General features: G+C 59.2%; 20 protein-coding genes. 10 read left to right on the top strand and 10 right to left on the bottom strand.

What is annotated here, in order from left to right; all coding sequences use genetic code 11:
* The first annotated feature begins 116 nt into the window (after positions 1 to 116).
* The 8 genes from HY011_25115 (at position 117) to HY011_25080 (ending at position 7595) form a co-directional block, all read left to right on the top strand.
* Entirely contained in the window at positions 117 to 683 is a 567-nt protein-coding gene (locus tag HY011_25115) for a hypothetical protein (protein MBI3426224.1), read from the top strand.
* Positions 684 to 1022: 339 nt separating this feature from the next.
* Positions 1023 to 1523: an SRPBCC family protein gene (locus HY011_25110; protein ID MBI3426223.1), complete on the top strand. Its 501-nt coding sequence runs from the start codon at positions 1023 to 1025 to the stop codon at positions 1521 to 1523.
* Positions 1524 to 1733: 210 nt separating this feature from the next.
* Positions 1734 to 2303 (top strand): group 1 truncated hemoglobin, encoded by a 570-nt coding sequence (locus tag HY011_25105; protein MBI3426222.1) that lies wholly within the window; start codon positions 1734 to 1736, stop codon positions 2301 to 2303.
* A gap of 179 nt (positions 2304 to 2482) precedes the next feature.
* Positions 2483 to 2854, top strand: a complete 372-nt coding sequence (locus tag HY011_25100; GenBank protein ID MBI3426221.1) for a cupredoxin family copper-binding protein — start codon at positions 2483 to 2485, stop codon at positions 2852 to 2854.
* Between the two features lie 197 nt (positions 2855 to 3051).
* On the top strand, positions 3052 to 4197 hold the full coding sequence (locus HY011_25095; protein MBI3426220.1) for an HlyD family efflux transporter periplasmic adaptor subunit: 1146 nt from the start codon (positions 3052 to 3054) through the stop codon (positions 4195 to 4197).
* A 105-nt stretch (positions 4198 to 4302) separates the two neighbouring features.
* Positions 4303 to 5238: an ABC transporter ATP-binding protein gene (locus HY011_25090; protein MBI3426219.1), complete on the top strand. Its 936-nt coding sequence runs from the start codon at positions 4303 to 4305 to the stop codon at positions 5236 to 5238.
* A gap of 6 nt (positions 5239 to 5244) precedes the next feature.
* On the top strand, positions 5245 to 6426 hold the full coding sequence (locus tag HY011_25085) for an ABC transporter permease (protein ID MBI3426218.1): 1182 nt from the start codon (positions 5245 to 5247) through the stop codon (positions 6424 to 6426).
* A 248-nt stretch (positions 6427 to 6674) separates the two neighbouring features.
* A complete protein-coding gene (locus HY011_25080) occupies positions 6675 to 7595 on the top strand; it encodes a hypothetical protein (GenBank protein ID MBI3426217.1) in 921 nt (306 codons plus the stop codon).
* Between the two features lie 136 nt (positions 7596 to 7731).
* On the opposite strand, the gene HY011_25075 is transcribed toward HY011_25080, so the two are convergent.
* Complete coding sequence (locus tag HY011_25075; GenBank protein ID MBI3426216.1) at positions 7732 to 8166, bottom strand: hypothetical protein; 435 nt, start codon at positions 8164 to 8166, stop codon at positions 7732 to 7734.
* Positions 8167 to 8829: 663 nt separating this feature from the next.
* On the opposite strand from HY011_25075, the gene HY011_25070 reads away from it, so the two are divergent.
* Together HY011_25070 and HY011_25065 are read left to right on the top strand one after the other, a co-directional pair.
* On the top strand, positions 8830 to 11340 hold the full coding sequence (locus HY011_25070; protein ID MBI3426215.1) for a TonB-dependent receptor: 2511 nt from the start codon (positions 8830 to 8832) through the stop codon (positions 11338 to 11340).
* A 328-nt stretch (positions 11341 to 11668) separates the two neighbouring features.
* A complete protein-coding gene (locus HY011_25065) occupies positions 11669 to 13714 on the top strand; it encodes a hypothetical protein (GenBank protein ID MBI3426214.1) in 2046 nt (681 codons plus the stop codon).
* A gap of 462 nt (positions 13715 to 14176) precedes the next feature.
* Here HY011_25065 and HY011_25060 read toward each other — a convergent pair whose 3' ends face one another.
* From HY011_25060 to HY011_25020, 9 genes are all read right to left on the bottom strand, one after another.
* Positions 14177 to 14989 (bottom strand): PIG-L family deacetylase, encoded by an 813-nt coding sequence (locus HY011_25060; GenBank protein ID MBI3426213.1) that lies wholly within the window; start codon positions 14987 to 14989, stop codon positions 14177 to 14179.
* Positions 14946 to 16052, bottom strand: coding sequence for a glycosyltransferase family 4 protein (locus tag HY011_25055; GenBank protein MBI3426212.1), 1107 nt, complete (start codon positions 16050 to 16052; stop codon positions 14946 to 14948). Before HY011_25055 ends, HY011_25060 begins: the two co-directional genes overlap by 44 nt.
* 110 nt (positions 16053 to 16162) lie before the next feature.
* Positions 16163 to 17260 (bottom strand): class I SAM-dependent methyltransferase, encoded by a 1098-nt coding sequence (locus HY011_25050; GenBank protein ID MBI3426211.1) that lies wholly within the window; start codon positions 17258 to 17260, stop codon positions 16163 to 16165.
* A gap of 3 nt (positions 17261 to 17263) precedes the next feature.
* The gene (locus HY011_25045; protein ID MBI3426210.1) at positions 17264 to 18268 is read right to left on the bottom strand and encodes a methyltransferase domain-containing protein; all 1005 of its coding nucleotides are present in this window, start codon (positions 18266 to 18268) and stop codon (positions 17264 to 17266) included.
* A complete protein-coding gene (locus HY011_25040) occupies positions 18265 to 19389 on the bottom strand; it encodes a glycosyltransferase family 2 protein (protein MBI3426209.1) in 1125 nt (374 codons plus the stop codon). Before HY011_25040 ends, HY011_25045 begins: the two co-directional genes overlap by 4 nt.
* A gap of 4 nt (positions 19390 to 19393) precedes the next feature.
* Positions 19394 to 20404 carry a glycosyltransferase family 4 protein gene (locus HY011_25035; protein MBI3426208.1) on the bottom strand — a complete coding sequence of 337 codons (1011 nt, stop codon included), beginning with the start codon at positions 20402 to 20404 and terminating at the stop codon, positions 19394 to 19396.
* 128 nt (positions 20405 to 20532) lie between these two features.
* Positions 20533 to 21708: a hypothetical protein gene (locus HY011_25030; protein MBI3426207.1), complete on the bottom strand. Its 1176-nt coding sequence runs from the start codon at positions 21706 to 21708 to the stop codon at positions 20533 to 20535.
* A 365-nt stretch (positions 21709 to 22073) separates the two neighbouring features.
* Positions 22074 to 23243, bottom strand: coding sequence for a hypothetical protein (locus tag HY011_25025; GenBank protein MBI3426206.1), 1170 nt, complete (start codon positions 23241 to 23243; stop codon positions 22074 to 22076).
* 201 nt (positions 23244 to 23444) lie between these two features.
* Positions 23445 to 24032, bottom strand: coding sequence for an acyltransferase (locus tag HY011_25020; protein ID MBI3426205.1), 588 nt, complete (start codon positions 24030 to 24032; stop codon positions 23445 to 23447).
* Positions 24033 to 24043: the final 11 nt, after the last annotated feature.

Genomic DNA, 24043 nt, shown 5'->3' with positions numbered 1-24043 from the left:
CGGTGTCCACAAGCGTTATCTCAAAGACTACGTGGCGACCTATGAAGCCATGTACAACGCCAAACGCATCAATGCGATGCTCATTCGACGAATGTGCCGGACAGCAACGATGCAAACTGGTTACACATGAGCCGAAAGTTTATGCGGCGGACGGACGCGAATGGCTACGCGGCAATCCTTCGCGCAGTCTGGCCGAAAATGCGCGTGCCATTTACGGCTCAAAGCACGAAGACTTCATTGATAACGTCAAGGCGTTTGCCTACTTTCCCTATTCGGTCGCCAAAGACATTCCCGACTTTCAGAACGGCGAGATCAGCGTGAAATTCAAAATGATCTCCGGCAAGCTCGACAAGTGCGCGGGCATTCTCTTCAACCTGAAACAGAACGGCGATTACCTGACAGTGCGGTTCAATGGCAAGGAAGACAATCTCGTGCTCTGGACGTTTAACAAAGGTGTGCGCAAGTTCGTCAAGAAGGGCACCGAGAATGTGCCGCTGGAATTGAACACCTGGCACGCGATCAAAATCGCCGTGCACGGCACGCAACTCACGGGCTGGCTGGACGACAAACAACTGCTTGATTACACGCTGACAGAGCCGGTCACGGGCAAGGTTGGCTTGTGGTCAAAGACGGACAGCCTCAGTTACTTTGACGAATTTGTCGTGACGCCGATGGCGCAGTAAAGCACTCAAGAGGGAGCGCGGATAGGGCGTCCGCGCTCCGGTTCACAAATAAATGAAGCGTGTGCAAATTAAAGTTGAGCGCAATCAATCACTTGAGATGGCGGAGCCTTTGGAGTGCGGTAGCTCGGTACCGCTTTGGTAGTCCCTTGGTGGTCTTGCGTTCATGTTGGGAACTAGCCCACTGCGCCTTAGTGTCCCGGCAGTCTGCGAAAAGCGGGGAGGACTACCAAAGCGGTACCGAGCTACCGCACTCCAAAGGCCCCGCCGATTTATGCACAGGCTTCAAATAAATCCGCCGCCATACCTGCCACCGTAAACGCCAGCGGAGGAATCAAACCAATGCCCGCCAATGAATACCAGTTCTTAACTGAATGGGAGGTCGCCGCGCCCCGGCAGGTGCTCTACGAAATCCTGCAAGAAGGCAAAGACTATCCGCAATGGTGGCCCGATGTTTATCTGGCGGCGAACTCGATTCCCGCGGGCCGCGCCGATCGTATCGGCGACCGCGTGGAATTGCTGACGAAAGGCTGGCTACCGTACAAGCTACGCTGGACGGCCATCTCGGAGCGCTACGAAGCGCCGCGCTTGATCGAAATTCGCGCGGAAGGCGATTTCGTAGGGCGCGGTGTGTGGCGGTTGGAAGAGGCAGGCGCGACGACGCACATCACTTTCGATTGGCGCTTGCGCGCGGACAAACCGTTGCTGCGCTGGCTGTCGCCGTTACTCAAACCCATCTTCGAGTGGAATCATCATTGGGCGATGTCCACCGGTTTGCCGCGTTTGCAATTGGAAGCCCAGCGGCGCTTGCAGCAGCAAGCACATGCCAAAACATCTGCATAGACAAGGCCCCCGGCAAAATTCTTGCGGGCGCAGCAATCCAACACCTAACTTGTTTGCGTATCGCCGAATGAACCACAAACAATGTCACGTCCCCGAAGATGTGGGGATCGTGTAAGAAAGCGGCGCGCAGCCGCTGGTGTTTACTACTTATCTTCCCGGCAGGCGCTAGCCTGCAACCTGACTCGAACCTGTTACTTTGGAGGCAACAAAATGCGAAATCTCAAAATGGCTGTGCTCAGCTTTTCTCTGCTGCTGGCGTTTTCCTTGAGCGCCGCGGCGCAAACCAAATCACTTTACGACCGCCTCGGCGGCAAAGAAGCCATCACGGCGGTCGTAGATGAATTTGCGGGCCGTGCCCTGGCGGATGCGCGCATCAATCAGAAGTTCGGCAAATCCGACCCGGTGCGTTTGAAAATGGAGTTGGTGGATCAAATTTGTTTTGCCAGCGGCGGCCCTTGCCAATACACCGGACGCGACATGAAATCCACGCACGCGAATATGGGTGTGACTGCCGGCGAATTCAACGCGCTGGTCGAAGACCTGGTGGGTGCGCTCGACAAATTCAATGTCCCGGCGGCGGAAAAGAATGAATTGCTCGGCTTGTTAGGGCCGATGAAGAGCGACATCGTCGAAGTCAATTCGCCGAAAACAGGCACGCCGCTGCCCAAGAAATTTACCCCCTACAATGCCAATATGAGCAGCAAAGGCTCCAAAAAAATGATGAAGAAGGAAGAGAAAGACATGAAGAAGTCTGACAAGAAGAGCAAAAAGAGCGAGTAACTCAATAGCTCTTTTGTCCAGCTTCAAGCTGTTTCTCTGAGCGTGCGCGTCCCGTCGAATGCTTGTTCGCGTGGGGCGGTTCGGCAAGCTGCCAAATCGCCCCACTGAAAACCCGGATGAGCGAAGCGGGGCGCGTTTTGTTTCAAGGGCGAAGAATTTTCTTTCGCGGAGGCTCAAACATGAAAAATCGACGAATGAAGACGGCCCTGGTGGCCGCGCTATTCGGCAGCGTTTTGATGCTGGGCGCCTGGTGGCTGGCGCGGGCGGCTCAACCGGCGGCGGCGGCAGCGGCCAATGAAGTCAGCATCAACAATACGCAATTCGAACCCAAGACCCTGACCGTCGCCAAAGGCGCGACCGTGACGTGGACGAACAAAGAGGCGAAACCCCACACCGTCACGGCGGATGACAATTCCTTTGCGTCAAAGGTGATGAAGGAAAACGAAACCTACAGCTACAAATTCGAGAAGCCCGGCACCTATGCCTACCATTGCGCCTTTCACGGCGGCAATGCGGGCAAAGGCATGGCAGGCACCATCGTCGTCAAATAAATCAGCGCATTGGCTGGCAGTGCGGCAGGTTTCCACCGAACTGCCAGCCACGCCCACATCCAACCTCAGCCTGCCGCCCATAACTCTGCGAACGCGTTTACGCCCTACCCCTTGCTCATTTCAGGCGTGCTGTGCTACTTAGTAAGTATGTACTTACTTACATCAATCAGTTCAGCCCTGCGTCTGAAGGAGGCGGCATGAGTAAAGGAGGGTTCCGGGTCGCGGCCCGCTTGGGCGTCAGCATTTATTCTTTGTTATGGCTCGGTTGCACCACTACCAGCTTCGGCTTCCGCAAAGAACAGCCGCAGGTTTTCTCCGGCACAATTGAAACACGCGAAATTCGCGTCGGCTCTAAAACCGGTGGGCGCGTGCAAGCCGTGCTGGCGGAGGAGGGCCAACAAGTCAACGCGGGCGATCCGCTGGTGCGCTTCGACGTTGCCGAGTTGGAAGCGCAGCGCGCCCAGGCCGACGCGCGCATTGCCCAGCAGCGCGCCCGGTTGGAGCGGCTCGAACGCGGCGCGCGTCCGGAAGAGAAAGCCCAGGCGCACGCCGCCACCGAGAACGCCCGCGCCACGCTGGAAGCCGTGCGCACTTGGCCGCGCCCGGAAGAAATCGAACAAGCCCGCGCCACGGTGGCGGCGGCGGCAGCCGATGTCAGCAATGCCGAAACGGCTTATCAACGGGTGCAACGTTTGCGCGAAACCGGGGATGTGGCGCAACAGGAACTCGATGCCGCGCGCTTTCGCCTGGAAAATCTAAGCGCGCGCCGCGACGCCGAAAAGAAGCGGCTTGATTTGCTGCTCAACGGCAGTCGCAAGGAGGACGTGCGCGCCGCCGAAGAAAAGTTTCGTCAGGCACAGGAAGCCGAACGCCTGGTGCTCGCCGGCCCGCGCAGCGAAGAGATTGCCGACGCGCGCGCGCAATTGGCCGAGGCCCAGGCGCGTTTGGAGCAACTCAAAGTGACGTTGGCCGAGGGGCAAGTGCTGGCCCCTGCCGCGGCGACCATAGAGGTGCTGACCATTCGCCCCGGCGATCTATTGACGCCCAATCAAACCGTCGCCCGCCTGCTGGAAAAAGATCAACTCTTTGTGCGCATCTATGTGCCAGAGCCGCAACTCGGCAATGTCCGCCTCGGGCAACGCGCCAAAATTAAGGTGGACACCTTCAACGAAAACTTTGACGGCGTGATCGAACAAATCAACACCCAAGGCGAATTCACCCCACGCAACGTGCAAAGCCGCGATGAGCGCAACCATCTGGTCTTCGGCGTCAAGATCCGCATCAACAACCGCGACGGGAAAATCAAAGCGGGCATGGCGGCGGATGTTACTTTGGAGAAGTAGTCAGTAGTCAGTAGTCAGTAGTCAGTCTTGAATTGCTTGGACGCCAATGAAATCGAATGCTCCTAACTACCGACTACTGACTACTGACTACTGACTACTTTTTTTATGTCTGTCATCGTTACTGACAATTTGACGATTCGGTTCGGCGATTTCACGGCAGTGGATCGCGTCAACCTGCGCGTTGAGGAAGGCGAAATCTTTGGCTTCCTGGGGCCGAATGGTTCGGGCAAGACGACGATCATCAAGGCGCTTTGCGGCTTGTTGCTGCCTTCGGCGGGTTCGGGTCAGGTGTTGGGCTTCGATTGCGTGAAAGATGCCGAAGAGATTCGCCAGCGCGTCGGCTACATGTCGCAAAAGTTCAGCCTTTACGAAGACCTGACGGTCAAAGAGAACATTGAGTTTTACGCGGGCGTTTACGGGCTGGCGGGCGCGTATTTGCGCAAGCGCAAGGATGACGCGATTGCGCTGACACATTTGGAACCCTATTTGGATCGGCGCGCGGGTAAGCTGTCCGGCGGTTGGAAGCAGCGGCTGGCGCTGGCCTGCGCGTTCATACACGAGCCGCGCCTGATGTTTTTGGATGAGCCGACCGCAGGCATTGACCCGGTGGCGCGGCGCGATCTGTGGGATTTGCTCTTTCAGCTTTCGAGCCAGGGCGTCACCTTTTTTGTCACGACGCATTACATGGATGAGGCCGAACGCTGCGGACGTGTCGGTTACATTTACCTTTCAAAGCTCATTGCACACGGCACGCCAGAAGAGTTGAAGCTGATTCCCGAGGTTTCACCCACAGGCACGCAGCGCATCGAGGTCAACACCTTACACACCGCAGCGGCCTTGGCAGCGGTGAAGCGGCGGCCTTACGTGCTGAACGCCACGATTTTCGGCCAAGCCATCCATCTGTTGATGGATGCCGCCGTGACGACCGAACAGGTGACCGCCGATTTGGCGCACGACGGGTTCAACGATGTCGAGATTCGCTCTATTCTGCCTTCGCTGGAAGATGTGTTCGTGACCCTGACGCGCGCGCTCAACGAGTAATCAATTATGTACGTCGCACCCGCTAACCAACCGGCGAACGCCATCAAACCGCAATTCCGCGAACGGCGCGGCAATCCTTTCAGCGGGCTGCTGCCAGTGTTACGCAAGGAAGCGATCCACATCTTGCGCGATCCGACGGCGCTCTTCTTCACCGTCGTGCTGCCGATGATTCAGATGTTATTGATCGGTTTCGCGATCAATACCAACGTGCGCCACATTCCGCTGGCGGTATACGACGCCGCGCAAACGCAGGAAACCCGCCGCCTGCTCGACCGCTTCGTCAACTCCGACGATTTCAAAATTGTGGCTTACGTCAATTCAGAAGCGGAACTCAACCGCGAGATCATTGCCGGACGCGCGCGTGCGGGCATCAAGATTCCGCCCGACTATTCGCGCCGTTTGCTCGCCGGGGAAACGGCCAGCTACCTGGTGTTGGTGGACGGCTCGGAATCTTCGGTTGCGGGCGAAGCCTTGAATGTCTCTAACGCAATTGCCCTGCGCGAATCGTTGGAACGGTCATTAACCGGTTCCGGCAGGACGACGCTGCCCATTGAGGCGCGCCCGAAAATGCTCTTCAATCCCGATTCGCGTTCGGCGAACTTTCTGATCCCCGGCATGATCGCCGTGCTAATGCAGATGATGACTGTGCTGATGACGGCCATCTCCATCGTGCGCGAACGCGAGCGCGGCACGCTGGAACAGTTGTATATGACGCCGGTCAAGCCGCTGGGACTGATGGTCGGCAAAATCGTGCCGTATGCGGTCGTGGCTTATATTGAGATTTCGATCCTGCTTGTCTTTATGCAAGTGGCCTTCGGCGTGCCGATCAAGGGCAACGTGCTGCTCTTGCTGTTGCTGGTCACGCCGTTCATTCTGACGATGCTGGGCTTCGGCACGCTGGTCTCGACGAAGGCGCGCACTTACCAGGAAGCGACGCAGATGGCTTTCGGCACGATGATGCCTTCGATCTTTTTGTCGGGCTATATTTTCCCGATTGATAACATGCCGGTGTTCTTCCAATACGTCAGCCGGATCATTCCGACGACCTACCTGATTCAAATCTTTCGCGGCATCATTTTGCGCGGCGCCGAGTTTCAGGATTTGTGGAAACAAGGTCTGATTCTGACGGTGATGGCGGTCTTGATGATTACGATCAGCGCCAGGCGCTTTCGTAAAAAAACCGGTTGAAGGGACAAGTCAAATTTCTCATCGGCGCGCAATTGCGTCCGCAATTTTGCAGCATTATACTGCCTCCGATTTCGTAAATGATGATGGAAAGCGGATGACTCGAAGCGCGTAAGCAACGCGCGTTTTTGTCCATCACACTAACCATGCTTCTCCCCCGCACACCGAGTAATAGGCGCTGGATTGGTAACACACGCGAGGCCCGCAGGCGTAGCGCAAAGCCTATTTAAGGTTTCTCTTCGGGAGGCACAATGAAAAATCGACTGACTTTTGCAATTTTTTGTCTATTGGCAATCGGGCCGCTCGCCGGTTGCAATGCAACGCCGATCTCTTCGTTTGGCGAAGCTGCGAACGGGCGCACGGACGCGCCAACGGCGGCCCCGTCAGCCAAGCCGGGCGGCTTGGCTGACGCAGGCTTGGGCACGGAAGAAAAGACTGCACAACCGGCCGGTTCGTTGGAAGGCGAATTCGATACGGGGAAAGCGTTGCGCCTCATCTATGGCAGCTACAACGCCGACCAAAAACGCGCCCAATGGAAACCCACCAAAGAAGACTTGAACCGCTTTAACTTTTACAACAACATCCAGACGCTCTATTCCCGCCCTTACTTTGCCAAGCCCTTCCAACAGAACGGCGCCGAACGCTATTTCGTCATCACGCGCACGGCTCCAGCAAAAACCGATTGCGAAGATTGCGTGCCCGTCTTGGGCGGCGCGGTCTTCAGCAAAAACGGCGCGGATTGGGAGCTCTCTGCGCAAAACAAAATGATTACCCGCACGGGTTCGCACGGCGAACTTTCGGCGGGGCGGCTGGTCAAAATCGGGGCCGAAAAATATGGCGTGATGTTTCATTGGAAAGCCGTCAGCGAAGGAATCGCGGAGGAAGGCGATCTGCTCATCGCCGAAACCAAGGCGGGCCTGAAAGAGGTTTTCTCAATGATTACGGGCGGCGACAACAAGAAGCATTGTGAGGAAGTGGGCGCGTATGCGGATGACCCCTCGTGCTGGTCTTATCGCTCCAAACTCGAATTCGTCCCGAACGCCAACAGCACGTTTTACGATTTGCGCGCCACCTCTGAGGGAACCAAACAGGTCGAGGAAAACGAAATCCTCCCCATCCGTGAAACCAAACGATTTGTATTTGCTGAGACCGGCTACCGGTCTTCGCGTTAAGCCCTGCGCTAAACTGCCAAACCTGCGCCACCAAAGATCGAGGAGCACACCGCGAAAGTCTGACTTGCCGGTGTGCTTTTCTTATCTACACCTCATTGCTTATTTGAATAGGCGTGTTACCCATGTGTGCGGTGAATCATTGGGTTACGTGCAACAGCCGCTGCAATTGTAATTCACGCAGTCTGCCGCCTGCCCAGGCGCACGGCAACGCCAGCACGATCAGCGCCAGCGGATACCAGTGCGGCCCAAATTCCGGCCCGCGGTTCCAGGTCGCCGCCGCGCCGGCAGCGCTCAGCAGCAGCCCGATAGCACCGCCCAGCAGCGCGTGTTGCATGGGCCGATTGGGCGCCAGCCGCGCCGTTACGTAGCTGCCTGCGACACTAAAAACCGTGCGGTAAACCAGCGCAAGCAGGAAAAGCGCATCCGACATCGGCTGCCCCCAAGGAGGGAAAACACCGGTGGCGTGCATGAGGGCGTCGGTACCGAGGTGAGAAATGACGACGGCGAAAAAGCCCGCGAGCAGCGCGACAACTGAGCGAAAGAGATTATTCGGATGGTGCGTTTCGTTCATGGTGTCCTCCCGGTTCAAACAATCACTTGTGGTTAGCTGGTGAATGGCGTGAAATGGTAGCGGATAGTGACCAAGCACCAAGCGCTCTCAAACGTAACAGACAAGGACGCGCCGTCTGAGCAATACGCTAGCTCAGATACACCTACAGCTTAGCGTTTGCTCTCAAACTTGCCTTGTCGGCATTAAGTCGAATGGCGACCATTCAAATCGACAGCCAGGCTGAAAATATTTCTTTAGCAAAATTTGGACGGTGCGTCAGATTGAAGTGCCAGTTCTCAGCGCTCCCTCCTGAATAATCAGTTTGTTGCGCGTGAAAGGCAACGCCTCTTATCCGAAAAAAAGCAGTTGCAATCATTTACAGCTTCTGCCTATGATCGCCACCTCGTTAAGCGTTCACTACGCATCCAAGACAAACGATCAAGCCGCTGGCTCGGAGTTCCTGCTTCTTTTGTTTCGCCCCGCACGCTCGCGCACTTATTGGCTTCCTTTCCCAGCCATTCGCTCTTTGCGCAAATAAGCTCCGGCATCCCCAAAAGCGCTGTTTGTACCCGTCTACTGCTTCGCTTGCGTCCAACTTCGCTTGGTTTCAAATTTATGCGTGTATCGAGAGTTTTCTATCCATTCTTGTTTGGGGGGCTGCTTTGGCTGGGTTTGGACAAAAGAATGCTGGCCCAAACCCAGCCAGAGCAGCCCCCCGCCTCGGCGCGCAGGGATTTACGCGGGCAAATACTGGATGCAACGCAGGCGGGAATCCCCGGTGCGCGCCTGATTTTACAAAGCGAAGGCGCGCGCAATCACGAAACAACAACCGATGCACAAGGCGCGTTCGAATTTACAAAGCTCGCAACCGGCACCTACCACCTACTGGTCAGCGCGGCAGGCTTTGCGAATTACGAGCAATATCTTTCGGTCCGAAGCACGGACACTGAGCGACTGAATATCACGCTCGCCGTCGCAGCGGTCAAGAGCACAGTTGACGTGACATCCGAGCGCAAGAGTTTAAGTTTGGCGGCGCATGAAAATGCCGACGCCGTCATTTTGCGCGGCGAGTTGTTGCGGCGCTTGCCGCATGACCCCGACCAGTTGCTGGCGGTTTTGCAACGCATGGCGGGTTCGCTCAACGGCCCGTTGCGGATTTCGGTCAATGGCGTGAGCGATGCCAGGATGCCCCCCATTTCTACGATTAAGGAAATTCGCATCAACAGCGACCCCTTCGCCGCGCTCTATCACGAGCCGGGCAGCGCCCGCGTGGAAATTGAAACCAAGGGCGGCGATGAACAGGTGCATGCGGGCGGTTCCTTCGATTTCCGCCACAGCGTCCTCGACGCGCGCAACGCTTTCAGCTTGGAAAAGCCGCCGCTGAAGCATGAAGATTACGGCGGCTGGTGGAGCAGCCGTCTTTTCAACAAACGCTCTTTTATCTTTGGCTCCTTTGATCGCCGCCAGCATCACGAGGCTTCGCTGGTCTCGGCTTACACGCCGGATGGTTACTATTACGACGCGGTGCCTGCATTCAGCCAATACAACTTTCTCAATGTGCGCGCCGATTTTGTGCCGAATGAACGCCAAACCTTCGGCGTGTTTTACGATCTCAATCGCGGCGGCGAGCAAGGCCTGGGTATCGGCAGCTTTGACCTGCCCGAACGCGCTTACAACCTCAACGCGCGTGGGCAGAGTTGGCAGGCGGCCTGGCGCGCGATTCTCTCGCCAACCGTCATCAACGAAACCCAGTTCCGTTATGCGCGCGAGCATGCGCTGACGACCACCGACAATTACAACCCGGCGGAGGAAATCGCAGGCGCGTTCAATCAGGGCGGTTCACAATGCTGCGATGCGCGGAATCAGAACCAGCGCGCCAGCTTGCTCGAAAATCTGACGCTCAGCGCCGGTCATCATTTCATCAAAACTGGCGGCAGCCTGACGGGCGTGCGCGTGGCTGATGACAGCGAACAGAATTTCGGCGGCACATTTCTCTACTCAGGGCTTTCGTTTTACCGCCTGCATCGGCCCATCTTGTACACGCTCAACGTGGGCGACCCGCAACTGCGCTTTAATCTCTGGAACTTTGCGGCGTATGCGCAGGACGATTGGCGGGTTGCCCCGCGCTTCACGCTCTCGCCCGGCTTACGTTACGAAACCCAGACGCACCTGGGCGACCGCAATAATCTCGCGCCCCGGTTGGGTTTCGCGTGGTCGCCGTTCAAACGCGATAGCACGGTCGTGCGCGGCGGCGCGGGGCTGTTTTATCAGCAACTGGCCGAAGCGCAACTCGCGCAAGCCTTGCGCTTTGATGGTGTGCGGCAGCGCCAATACATCATTCTGCGGCCACGCTATCCCAACCCGTTCGGCAACCTGAGCCTGTCCGACTTTCCCGTTAGTCTAATGCCGCTCGCCGCCGATTTGCGGACGCCCTATCAATGGCACACGGCGTTGGGCATTGAGCAGCGTTTGCCGAAAGATGCAACGCTGACGCTGACTTACAACTACGAGCGCGGCCTTCACCTGTTCAGAGCGCGCGACATCAATGCGCCACTGGCCGATCACTTGCGGCCGCGCCCCGCGTTGGGCCGCATCACGCAATTGGAATCTTCGGCCAGCGCGACAACGCACCGCTTGAGCGCCAGTTACTGGCAATCGCTCAATGAGCACGTGACGCTGATTGCCAATTACACCTGGGCGCGCACCCTCGATGATGCCGATGGCCCCGACGCATTGCCGATGGACAACTATCAACTCAAACTCGAACGCGGTTATGCGGCGCACGACATTCGGCATCAGGTTTTTCTGAGCGCGCTGCTCTCGTTGCCGCTGGGGTTGGAAGCCACCCCGATGTTCTATTTCAACACCGGCCGCCCTTACAACATCACGACCGGTTTGGATGACAACAACGATATGATCGTGAATGACCGGCCCGCCGGCGTGGCGCGCAATGCCGGGCGCGGCGCGGCTTTCAACAACGTCAACCTGCGCCTGAGCCGGGAATTCACATTCGGCCCCCAGCAAACCGAGGGGCGCCCATTCGGTATTGAATGCGCCCTGGACGCCACCAATCTGTTGAATCACGTCAATCTGGCGGATTTCAACGGCGTTCAAACTTCCCCCTTCTTTGGGCGCGCCAATGCCGCCTATGACGCGCGCCAATTGCGCGTGCAGATCAATTTCAATTTTCATTGAAGCGTGACAGCTTCTCTTTCCCAAAAGGATGAACGACGTTTTGAATACGACTGAGACTTTCTTCCACCCTGCTATTGTTCCTGTGCGCTGGCCTTATTTCACTGCGGCTTACAACGCTTTGCTCGCCAGCATAACAATCAACTGGCGAAGCCTTTGGAGTGCGAGCGGCACAGGCCGCCGCATTGGTAGGCCCTCGGCAACAGACACAGTGAATGTCCGCCGCGCCGCGTCCGTCCGTGACTTCGATTGTTCGCCGCATCGAAAGACATACCAAAGCGGCGGCCTGTGCCGCTCGCACTCCAAAGACGCGCCGCGTCGGCGGCATAGGTTGGCATTAACTGCCCTGCTGTTCGCAACGGCACTGTTTCTACCTGCGCAAGCGCAAACGACCGCGCTCATTCGCACGCCCGCAGGCAGCGGCGTGTATGGGTTCGCGGGCGACAATGGCCCGGCGACAAATGCGCTGCTGGCGACGCCCACGGGCATTGCGGTGGATGCCGATGGCAATTTGTACATCGCCGATTCGTACAACAACCGCATTCGCAAGGTAAGTTTGCAAGGCACGATCACCACGATTGCCGGGACGGGCGTGGGCGGTTACAGCGGCGACAATGGCCCCGCGACACAGGCGCTGATTGATACGCCGACGAGTCTGGTTTTTGACCGGCAGGGCAATCTGTTTTTCACCGATTCGCTGAACAATGTCGTGCGCAAGATTGATACGACCGGCAAGATCACCACCATCGCGGGCACCGGGCAGGAAGGTTTTGCTGGCGATGGCGGCCCGGCCACACAAGCGCGACTGGGCTTTCCGCAAAGCCTGACGATTGATGCGGGGGGCAATCTCTATCTTTGCGACACCTTCAATAACCGCGTCCGCAAGGTCACGCCGCAGGGCACGATCAGCACTGTGGCAGGCAGCAACGGTCAGGGCGGTTACAGCGGCGATGGCGGCCCGGCGACGCAGGCGCGGCTCGATTCGCCCGATGGCGCCGCGGTGGATCGGCTGGGCAATCTTTACATCGCCGACACCGAGAATTTTGTCGTGCGCAAAGTGGATACGACAGGCAAGATCAGCACCTTTGCGGGCACCGGCCAGGATGGTTACAGTGGTGACAACCTCCCGGCCACGCAAACCAAGCTCAGCCCGATTCGCGGCGTTGCCGTAGACAAAGACGGCATCGTTTATATCAGCGATCCCGGCAACGACCGCATTCGCCGCGTAGACCTGACGGGCCGCATCACGACCTTTGCCGGCACAGGCGGCACCGGTTACAACGGCGATGGCATCAGCGCGACCCAGGCGCTGCTCAACGAACCGATTGGCGTCATCGTGGATGCTTACGGCGTGCTCTATTTTGCGGATTCTTACGGCGACCGCATCCGCAGCTTGAAGGGCACGCAACTGCAAATCTTCGGCCTCTCGCAATACGTGATTCCCAGTGGCGGTGTGAGCGCGACGCTCAAAGTGTTGGGCGCGGGGCTGGAAAACAATTCGGTCACGCTCAACGGCCAGGCCGTCAACAGCCTGCTGGACGCGCCGACGGGCAATCTGAGTTTAACGCTCACGCAAGCGACACTCGCCACGCCCACGCTACTCACCGTCCGCGTCACAGCCAGCGGCGGCGCCAGCTTTCAGGAACGGACTGCCGTCATCGCCAGCGCGGCGCAACTCAACCTAACCACTACGGTCAGTGTGCTCGCGGCCTCGTATCAAACAACGCTCGCGCCCGACGCTATCGCGGCGCTCTTTGGGACGCAACTGGCGACGCAAACGAATACGGCGAACTCGGTGCCCTTGCCCACCACACTGGGCGGCACGCGCATCTTTGCGAATGGCAGCCCCGCGCCGCTCTTTTTCGTCTCGCCCACTCAGACCAACTATCTGCTACCTGCGTCGGTCGTGCCGGGCGTGAACACCCAACTCGTCACCGTCGCGGGCAATGGCATCGTCTCGCAACAAACCCTCAAAGCCTTTGCCGAAGCCCCAGGCGTCTTTACTGCCAACGCCAGCGGCAGCGGCGGCCCGGCGGCGCTCTGGACGCGCGACGGCGTCAGCAGCTTTGCCGTCACCAATCCCGACGGCAGTTTGAATCCGATCACCACCGGCGCGTTTTTGATTCTCTTTGGCACCGGCTGGCGGCACGCACCCGATCCGGTCACCAATGATGACAACGGCGTGGGCGAAATCGTACAAGCCAATTTTGGCGGGACCATCGCGCCCGTCGCCTTTGCCGCCGCGCAAGGCGGGCTGGTCGGACTGGATCAAATGAACGTGGCGATCCCCACGAGTCTGGCCGGACGCGGCGTGGTTGATCTGACGATTACGGTGAATGGCATGGTGGCAAATGTGGTCAAAGTGCGCATCAACTGAGCCGCGTTGTTGAGCGCCACAACCGAATCAAAGACGAATTCAAGCAGCCAGGCTTTCCGCTGCTTCAATTCGGCGAGACCTGCGCGCAAGACCGCATGGCGAGTCTTAGCCTGATTCCTGATTCCTGATTCCTGTTTCCTGACGCCTGACGCCTGATATAGCTTTCAAGAAAATGCTTTTCAGCACCCAGCCCGCGAATGCGGGCGGCAGCGTAAAACCCAGGGCGTCAGCCCTGGGTGGCGATGGCGTGAGTTCGCCAGCCCGCGAAGTGGGCGACAGACCAGCATCTGTCGCCCACTTCGCGGGCTGGCGAACCTTTGGCGCTGGTACCCAGGGTTCCGGCTCCGCCTTCACCCTGGGCTACCTTCCGACCACCCGCTTCGCGGGTTCAAGGAGAGATTCGTTTCCTGAAATTTATAGTTGTAAAGCAGTCGCGATTTTTCAGCCAGCAGGAACCGGGAATCAGGGAACAAGCTCGATGCTATCGCCCCCCGCCAAACTGGCGCGCTTGAGAAACTCGTGGTGAAAGTATTGCGCGGCGAGTTCTTCGCTGAGATGGGCCAGCGCGTGCGTGGCATCCAATTGCGTGCGGTGGCAACGCAGCGCCGCCAATTTCTGCGGCAAATACAGCGTGATGTCGAGCGTCAGATCAATCTCACTTTCAGCAACGCCAAACTTTGCGGCGGGCAAGCCCCACAACTCTGCCGGCAAGCCGCGCTCACCCAACGCCGCGACCAGCTTCGCGTAATAACTTTGCGGGGCCGTCGCATAAAAAAGTTCGGGCACTGGGTAACTCGTGAGGCCGCCCATCAATTGTTCAGGGAACGCCGCGTCATCACCAGCCAGACGGCAGGCCGTCGTCGTCAATTGACCGATGGCGATGTGATCAGGATGCCCATACAACCCATCCGGGCCGAACGTCACGACGAGGGCGGGCCGCAATTCGCGCAGCGTCAGCACGATCTTGGCGAGCACGGCGGTTTCATCCGGCGTGCCCAGCACGGCTTCAACACAGGCGTCTTCGATGTCCAGCAAGCGCAGCCAGCCTATCCCCAAGACAGCACAAGCCGCGCGCAACTCTGATTCGCGCACGCTGCCGAGGTTCGAATAATCCGCCAGCGCCTCATCACTGATCGGCCCCCAATCGCCGCGCGTCGCGCACAACAACGCCGTGCGCCAGCCTTCGGCGGCATAGCGCGCGAGCGTGCCACCCAGCACCAGCGATTCATCGTCAGGATGCGCAAAAACCGCCAGCAGCGTCGGCGCTTCGCTCACGCGGGTCTCCTTGTTTGGCTTCGGCGGCAGAGGCCAACCGGTAAAAAAGTTTTTCGTAGCCATCCGTCATCGCTTCGACGCTGAAATGCGCTTCGACGTACCGCCGCACGGGCGCGCGCGGCAACGCCATCACTTCCGGCAAGTGTTCGATCAATTCATCCAGCGTTGCGGCGGCGTAACCGCTCAAACCATTGCTGACGATTTCCGGCACTGCGCCTTGGTTGAGCGCCGCGACCGGTGTGCCGCAAGCCATCGCTTCGGTCAACACCAAACCGAAAGGTTCGGCGGCTTGGACGGGGTAGAGCAAGGCCCGCGCGCCGCCCAGCAAACGCACTTTGTCGGCGTGGCCGAGTTCGCCAAGGTATTCGATCTGCCGTCCGTCAATGTGCTGTTTGACTTCTTCGTGAAAGTACTCGGTTTCAGCGGCGGCCATTTTCAACCGCAGGCCCGTGCGTTTGGCAACCTCAATCGCTTGCAAGATGCCTTTGCCCGGCGTGAAGCGACCGAGAAAGGCCAGATAATCTTCGGGTATCGCGCTGAAGGGAAAGTTGTCCAAATCAAGGCCGTGATAAATCGTCGCCGCGCAATTCAACCCCTCAAGTGCCTGCCGTTGATGTTCAGAGATCGCAACGAAGTTCGCCTCGGCGTAATAGCGCCAGAGCGCCACCTGTTCAGGCGGCGGTTGCAGATGAATCGTCTGTGACAGCGGTGTTTTGACGAGCCGCGAAAACACGGTGCTCATCGGATAGTAGGCCGCTTGATAATGAATCACATCGAATTCGGCAGCGCGTTCGCACGCGGCGGCCAGATTGATCATCTCGTAATGTTCCCACGGCCACATGTCCATATCTTCGTAATAGCCGTGCGGGAAGAGCGCCGCCAGCCGTGCCGACGTGTGTGTATTCCCCGTGGCGAACAGCGTCACCTCGTGGCCGCGCCGCACCAGTTCTTCGGTCAGCAGATACGACACCTGTTCCACCGAACCGCCTAGCGGCGCGGGAATCGGCGTCGCGACCGGCACGACGTGCGCAATTTTGAGTTTGCGGTTGGAGTAATCCCTCATTCCCTTCTCCGACATAACACTTAAAACGCTGCGCAGGAGCGGTACCGCGCGCGTGTGCAAGCGGCGCGTCAAGGACGGCGGACTGGCGCAACGGCCTAGGCTCCGCTTGCTCACGCGCGCGGTACCGTATCTTCCCCTAACGCGAACACGATTAGCCGCTCGCTCTCCCACACGCGCCGCGCTTGCGTGCTTAGCCATTCATTCAATTCAGCGTAATAGTCCAGCCACCAAAATGCAGGCCATGCCACGACCAGCCAACGCGCACCTGCCGCGCGCTGCCGCGCCAATTCGGCCAGTGCTGCCGCATCGTCCGCAGGTGGCCCGTTGTAATAGCCATCCTGTTCAGGAAACGGCAGCGCGCGACAATGCGGCGCGATCTCTGCGCCAAGCTCCGCTTGATCCAGCAGGATGAACGTCGCGCCTTCGGGCAAGAGCGCCGCGAGTTCCTGCCGGGCGCGCGAGCACGGATACAACTGCGTCCACGGCGCGCCGCCTTTGCGAAAGTAGGCCGCGTGGTAGTAATCGAATACGCCCAACTTGCCCGCGACGTGCTCCAGCCGATACGGCAACTTGCGCGCGCCCATGAACTCATGCACGGCCAGCGCGCAGCCATCGTAAGTGTGATAGTCATCGAAGATCACGAAACCGCCTTCGACAACCTGCTCGAAAAGCTGCTCCAGACAGCAACGCACACTGGCGTACCAGTCGCAATCAATGCGCAGCAACGCAATCGGCCCGATGCGTGCGCGCACGGCAGGCAGCGTCTGTTCAAAATAGCCTTTGACGAATTCGGTGTACTGGCGCAAGCCTAACGCCGCCGCGCTCTGCTGCACTTCTTCCAAACCGACACGCAAGTTGTCAAAGCTGTATGCGCCGCTTTGATCTGCCGCCCAGGCTTGCGCCGCCGCGCCGTCAAGCGCCTGTGGCGGCGGGATGCCCTCGAACGAATCGCACAGCCAGACACGCCGCTCAGTCGCGCCCGCCTGCCGCAACAAATCCGCCATCAAAAACGAAGCGCCGCCGCGCCACGCACCGCATTCGACGAACGCGCCCGGAATGTCATACACCAGCACCGCGCTCACCTGCTGCGCCAACGCGGTCAACGACTCGCGGTTGACCATCGTGTATGGTTGCACGCGCTCGAGCGTTGCGCTGAAATCGCCGTGCAGCAGGGCCGCGCGGCGCTCGTTGTTGAACGGCTCTGTCATAGCTCACAAAAGTGCGAAGACCTTGACGCGCTCGTTGGTGACGACGCAGCGATGCGCCGACTGCAAGCGCGCATTGAATTCAGTGTAATAGTCCAGCCACCAAAACGCGGGCGCAGTCACCACCAGCCAACGCGCGCCACCGCGTTGCAAGCGTTCCAATTCGGCCAGTGTCTCCGCCGCGTCAACAGGCGGCCCGGCGTAATGCCCATTGCGCTCTGGAAACGGCAGCCAGCGCCGTCCAGCCAACAACAACGCATCGGTTTGCGCTTCGTCTAGCAAAATGAATTGCTCGCCAGCAGGAATGACGGCGAGGTCTTTCGCCAGCGCGCGCAGTTCTTCAACCGCCACCAACTCCGCCAGATACTTGCGCGGATGCACCAGCGCGGGCGGCGGGCCGGATTGATTGATCAACTCGCGCTGCAACGCCGCGTGCCCCGCGACGAAAGCGCGCTGGGCATACAAAACCATATTCTGCGCGTAAAACCATTCGACCGCCGGATCGTGCCAGCAGCGGCGGCGCAGGCAATCAATGGCGACGTAATCAAACCGCGTGAAAAGCTCAGCCCAGTATTGCGGCCACTGTTCGTTGATGTGACCGACGCCGCCCTGCTGCGGAATCGCCGCCGAGAACAACACTACCGGCCCCAGCGCCGTCAGCGTTTGCACAAAGCGCGCGGCGTGTTCGGCGGGCAAGTGTTCGGCGACTTCGAGCGACATCACCAAATCGAATTGGCGCGCGAGCCTGAGCGGTTGCGTCAAATCGTGCGCGGTGAATTGCTCCGCCGGAATCAACAACGACTCCGGTTTGACATAAGCTCCATCCACGCCGCGCACATCCGTCACGCCGCACTCGCGCCACACGGCCAGCCACGCGCCGCTGCCGCAACCGACATCCACGACCGCAGCGGGCTGCAACAACTGCTGCACAAAGGGCACGACGGCGCGCGCTGAACTGAGCGCGCCTGCTTTATGTGCGTGATAAAACTGTTCGGTGTATTGGGCCATCATTCGTTCAAGGCAAACACGCGCAACCGGTCATTCGCCAACACGCAACGAAACTGCCGCCGCAAATGCGCGGCGAATTCGGCGTACTCATCCAGCCACCAGAACGCGGGCCAGGCGATCACCAGCCAGCGCGCGCCCGCCTGGCGCAAGCGTTCCAACTCGGCCAGCGCCGTCGCATCATCGGGCGGCGCGCCCCAGTATTCGCCGTCGCGCTCCAAAAAGGCGAAGCGGCGACGGCCCGCCAACTCCGGCCCGACGCCCCAGTCTTCGTCATCCAACAGGATGAAGGATTGGCCCGGTGCGACCAACGCCGTGATTTCGGCCACGGCCTGTTGCACGCGCGCAAACCACGAATGCTGCGGCCACGCGCTGGTATTGAGCGCCAAGCCCCGCGCTGCCGCACGCCGCGCTGTTTCGTCCAAAATGAATTGATAACGCGCCGCGCCTATCTGCAACTTTTCCATAAATGGCTTGCCCGAATAGTGACTGCGCGCGTGGACGCGATAATACCCCTGCGGTTCATCCAGGCGCTTGACCTGCCCGTACAGCGGCGCGAGCGTCGAGAGGTAATCATCCGCGCCGCCGGTTTGAAAGATCGCTTCGGGCAGCGGGAAACAGCGGGCGAGCAGGCTGCGCCGCCAGACGTTGCCCGATTGCGGCGGCGCGGTGTGGGCGGGGCTTTCCGGCGTGAAAAGCGTGCGCCAATCGCCTGCGCCCAGGGGCGCGCCGGGTTTGAGTTGGCCGGTGCGCGCGCCCGTTTCATCTATCACCCACAACGGCCAATGCACTTTGACGACTTGCGCATCAGCAAAACACTCTGTTGCTTGCGCCAACGCCGCTGGCGCAAGCGCGTCATCGGAATCAAGCAGGCAAACGAATTCGCCGCGACAGCGCGCCCAACCCGCATTGAAGGCCGAGGCCTGACCGCCATTGGCTTTCAGCACGGGGATAATCTTGTTGCCATAGCCAGCGATGACCGCGCGCGAATCGTCGGTCGAGCCGTCATCCACGACGATGATTTCAACGTGGGGATAGGTCTGCGCCAGCGCGCTCTCAATCGCCTGCGGCAAAAAGCGCCCGTAGTTGTAATTGTCAATGATGATGCTGGCGAGTGCTTCGTTCACGGCTTCACCTCCGCGCCAGCCGCTCGTACACCTGGGCGTACTCGCGCGCCATGCGTTCGGCGGAAAAGGCCGCGGCGGCTTGTCGCCGCACTTCGGCGCGGTCAAGCGTCAGCGCGTTGAGCATCGCTTGCGGATAGTCGGCCAGCGTGGCTGCGCTGCAACCGGTCACGCCTTCGCGGATGATTTCGGGCACCGCGCCAAGGCGCAGCGCGGCCACCGGCGTCCCGCACAACATCGCTTCGACCATCACGAGGCCAAACGGTTCGGGCGCTTGCACCGGATAAAGCAACGCGCGCGCGCCGCCCAGCAATTCATCGCGCGCGCTGCCGCCGACCGGGCCGACGAATTCCACCTTGCGTCCATCCACCAACGGCGCGAGATATTCACGATAGTAATTGTCCTCCGGCCCCGCCAGCACCAACCGCAAGCCCAACTTGCGCGCCGCCTCGATCGCGTGCAGCGGGCCTTTGCCGTGCGTGAAACGGCCCAGGTAACACACATAATCCTGCGGTTCGGGTTGAAAGCTGAACTGCGCCACGTCTACGCCGTGATGCACGATGGCCGCCGGTTGCAAGACGGGAAACTCGCTCCATTGATAGCGCGAAACGCCCGTCACACAGGCGTCCGGCGTCATTGCCCACAACCGCGCTTCGTTGTCGTGCGGCCACATATGATGCGTGTGCACGAACGGCGCGCTTGCCAGGCGCTGCATCGGCATACCCCACAGATACGCATGGCTGTGCAACACCTCGAAGCGCGCCGACTGTTCGACCGCCGCGCACAGATTGATCCATTCGCAAAGCTGCCAGTCATCCGGCGCGCCATTCGTGGCATAAGGCCCCGGCAGCGTCGCGACCAATTCGCCCTCCACTTCGGAACCTGCCGCCGCAAACACCGTGACTTCGTGGCCCAGCCGCCTCAGCTCGCGCGTCAGCACCCAGACCAGCGATTCGATGCTGCCGCTATTGGTCTGGCTGACCGGCGTTCCTAGCGTGGCAATCTGTGCAATCCGCATAACTCAAACCTTGAACAACAAAACAACCACGGGGAACACGGGGGCACGGGGAAGTTTTGGCAAGACAACCACAAACGCTAAATGCGCGGCTCCAGCGCCACACTTTTTCTTCCCCGTGTCCCCCGTGGTTATTCTTCTTCTCCAACCGGTAAATCACACGCGGTCAGAATCTCGCCGATGACCTTCTCTGCCGCGAAATACTCTTCCGCGATGCGGCGCGCCGCCGTGCAATGCCGCGCGTAATCGGCATTGACGGTGGCAATCATCGCTGCCGCATCGTCTATCGTTTGAAAGGCGAACAGACCCACGCCCGTCGGCAGACTTTCGGAAAAACCCGTTTCCTGCACGACGGCGGGTTTGCCTGAAACGAGATAGGCCGCCGTGCGGTCGCTGAACCAGCCGCTGCGCGCTTTGACTTCGAGATTCACCGCGACGCTGAATTCGCCGCGCGATTGCGCAAGGTAATCGCGATACGTCCAGGGCGTCGCCGTGATCGTGCGCGTATCCGCGATGCGCCAGCCCGCCGCCGCAATGCGTTCACGCGGCGCATTTGCCCCCGCGAGCGCGATTTCAAACTGCGGCCCGACGCGCGACGGCAAGTCAGCGATGCGCCAGAATTCGATGTCCTTCTGGCCGTACTCTTCGCCCGCGTAAACCAGCGGCTGGCGCGAACTCCAACTCATCACGGTGGTGAATAACTCGGCTTGCGGCGTGTAACTGACCGGCAACAAATCGAGCACGACCGGCGGGCGCGTCGGACGCCAGTGCAAGCCGTGCTGCGGAATCGGGCAATCGGGCTGGCCGATGCGCGTGCCGTAGGTGAAGTGATAGTGAAAGTCGTAAGGCGAGCCGTAACCTTCGAGCGATGGCGTCGGTGTCGTCGGCATCTGGAATTGCGTGAAGCCGGGATCGGTATCAATGAACACGCGCTTGCGGCAGGCGGCGAATTCATCAAGCCAAGTCACGCCCCACACGCTGAGCAACAAATCGGCGCGCTCGCACAGCACCTGCAATTCAGCTTGCGACGTGCCGTGATATTGCCCTTCGGCGTCTACAAAACAGAAGTTGCCGGGCAAGCCGACCGCCGCGAAGTTGCGCTGCAATTCGGCAAGGCCATAGCTGGGATCATCGCTCATCGAATTGGTGCGCGGGTCGTAGCAGGATTCCGGCCAGCCGAAATGCTCGACAAAAGTGATGTCGTATCCCAGCCGCTGCAACCCAACCAGCCAATGCAGCACCGACAGGACGTGACCGCCCAGCGGATAGCGCACGAGATAGCCAGCAACGACAGCGGTTTTCTTCATCGCTTCTTGATTCATCCCAAAGCTAAAAACGTTGCCCCCGAGGACACACGAAGGAAACATGAAGGAAAGCAGAAAGCGCTCAGAGCGATCATCATCAATGTTCTCAAAGCCCCAAAGGGGCGAGATATGACAGCCCAAACGCCCTGGGTTGAAGAGCGGCAAGGTTTTCAGCCCTGAAAGGGCGCGATAACGACTCTGATTTCGCCCTTTCAGGGCTTGTCAATCGTTTGCTTCCCTACCCGGCGCGTTGCGCCGGGCTATTACATTCCGCCCCTTCAGGGCTTTACAAAGAAGCCTCTAGACTCGACCTCAGCAGTCTTCGTGTCCTCTTCGTGTGCCTTCGTGGGAAAACATGTCTTGTCCTGTTACAAGCCCGCCCGCTTCATCAAACTACCGACGACTTTTTCGGCGTCAAAGAATTCCGCCGCCACCTCTCGCGCGACGCGGCTATGCGCGGCGTAATCGCTTTCAATCGCATCCACCGCCGCCAGAATGTCATCCAGCGTGCTGAAACCGAACAGGCCGCGCCCCGACGGCAGATACTTGCTGAAGCCCGTTTCCTGCGTAATCACCGGACGCCCCGCCGCTAGATAACACGCCGTGCGGTCGCTGAACCAGCCCGTGTTGGGCCGCACGTATTGATCGCGCGCTACGGTGAATTCGCCACGCGAATTTTGAATGTAGTCGCGGTAGCTTTCGATGTTGCGCGAAATCTCGACCGAGTCGCGCCGCCGCCAACGATGGCTGCGCAACAATTGATCTACGTCGGCGTCAACACCGGCAGCCAATTCAAACGGCACGTCGCGGCGTTCGGGCATATCGAGGAACTTTTCGAACTCGCGGTCTTTCGTCCAGTAATAGGTATCGCCGTTGTATACGATGTTCTTGCCCTTGTTGTGCCAGGTCGTGATCGTCGTGTAAGCCTCACCGGCAGGCCGCGCGTGTTCCCATAAATTGAGCACGACTGGCTGGCGCGTGGGCAGCCAGGTGAATTGCTCAAGCGGTACGGTGCAATCGGGCGCGCCGAGGTTTTCGCCAAAGCTGAACAATGTGTCGTGCGCGCGCAGCGTGGCAATCGTTGCCGCATCGCCCTGCGCGACTTTGACCTGCGCGGAGAACGGATCGGATTCGACGTAAATGCGGCGCGGGCAAGCCAGGTGTTCGTCACGGATTTCCTGCGCGCCGGTAACGTTGAGAAAGGCGTCGGCCTCGCGGTAAAGCTGCAAAATCTGACTCTCGCTCATCCCGTAACATTCGCCGTCGGGATAGGCCCCGCGAAAGGCCCAGCGGTCACGAAAGCCGTGCGCTTCGAGAATCGGCGCCACCGCCGCGATGTTGCCTGACGCATCGCCCGACAGATCGTTGATGCGCGGGTCATAAATCCAGCGCCCGGAATCTTCGATGTAATACGGGTCGTAGCCCAGCCGCCGCAGCCCGATCAGATAATGCAAAAACTGATAGGTCACGCCGGCCAGCGGATACCAAAACAAAATCCCGAAAACAATAATTTTGCCCTTTGACGGCTTATCGCTCACTTGTCACTCCTGATTGATTTACATCAGAAGGATTTGCCACAGAGGCACAGAGCAAGGCAGAGATGATTGTGAGTAGCGCGACCGTGAACGAGGGCCTTGCTTACGCCACTCAAGCCCTTACTGACGCGCAGGCTACTGATACCTCTCACCTCTCCTCTTCCCCTCTGTGCCTCTGTGCCTCTGTGCCTCTGTGGCTAACCTTCATTCTTCTTTTGCCAACTGGCGCACGACGCGCGCCGGATTGCCCGCCACGACGGTGAATGGCGCGACGTCTTCAAACACAACCGAACGCGCGCCGACGACCGCGCCTTCGCCAATCGTTACGCCCGGCATGATGCAGGCGTCAAAGCCGATCCAGACGTTGCGCCCAATCTTAATGGGGCGCGTTGCGCTGTCGGCGGCAAAACAACGCGGCTGGCGGCGTGGCACTTGCTCCAGTTCGCGGCGGCGTTCGACAGGATCGAGCGGCACGCGGTACGAATCCATCAACACCACATTCCACGAGAGCAGCGCGTAATCGCCAATTTCAATTTCGCTGTCACAGATGATGCGCGCGCCGTGCACCAGCGCGTAATCGCCCAGCGTCACGCGGCCCCGCGGCCCCACATCGAACATCGTTCCCAGATAGGTCGAAGCGCCGCGCCCGACACGCACGCCCTCGGCCAACTGGCTGCGATAGAGAAAGAAGCTGAAGCTGGTTTCGATATACGCCGACTCGTCCACCGTTACGTTCGTTGGAATCGTTCCCGCATACCAATCCCACGGCAAGCGCCGTTCCGCATCCATCATCGTGCTTCCCT

Source organism: Acidobacteriota bacterium (assembly GCA_016196035.1).
In the GTDB taxonomy this organism is placed as follows: Bacteria; Acidobacteriota; Blastocatellia; order RBC074; family RBC074; genus JACPYM01.
The sequence above is the reverse complement of the archived record's forward strand: the minus strand, read 5'-3'. Positions and strand labels throughout refer to the sequence as shown.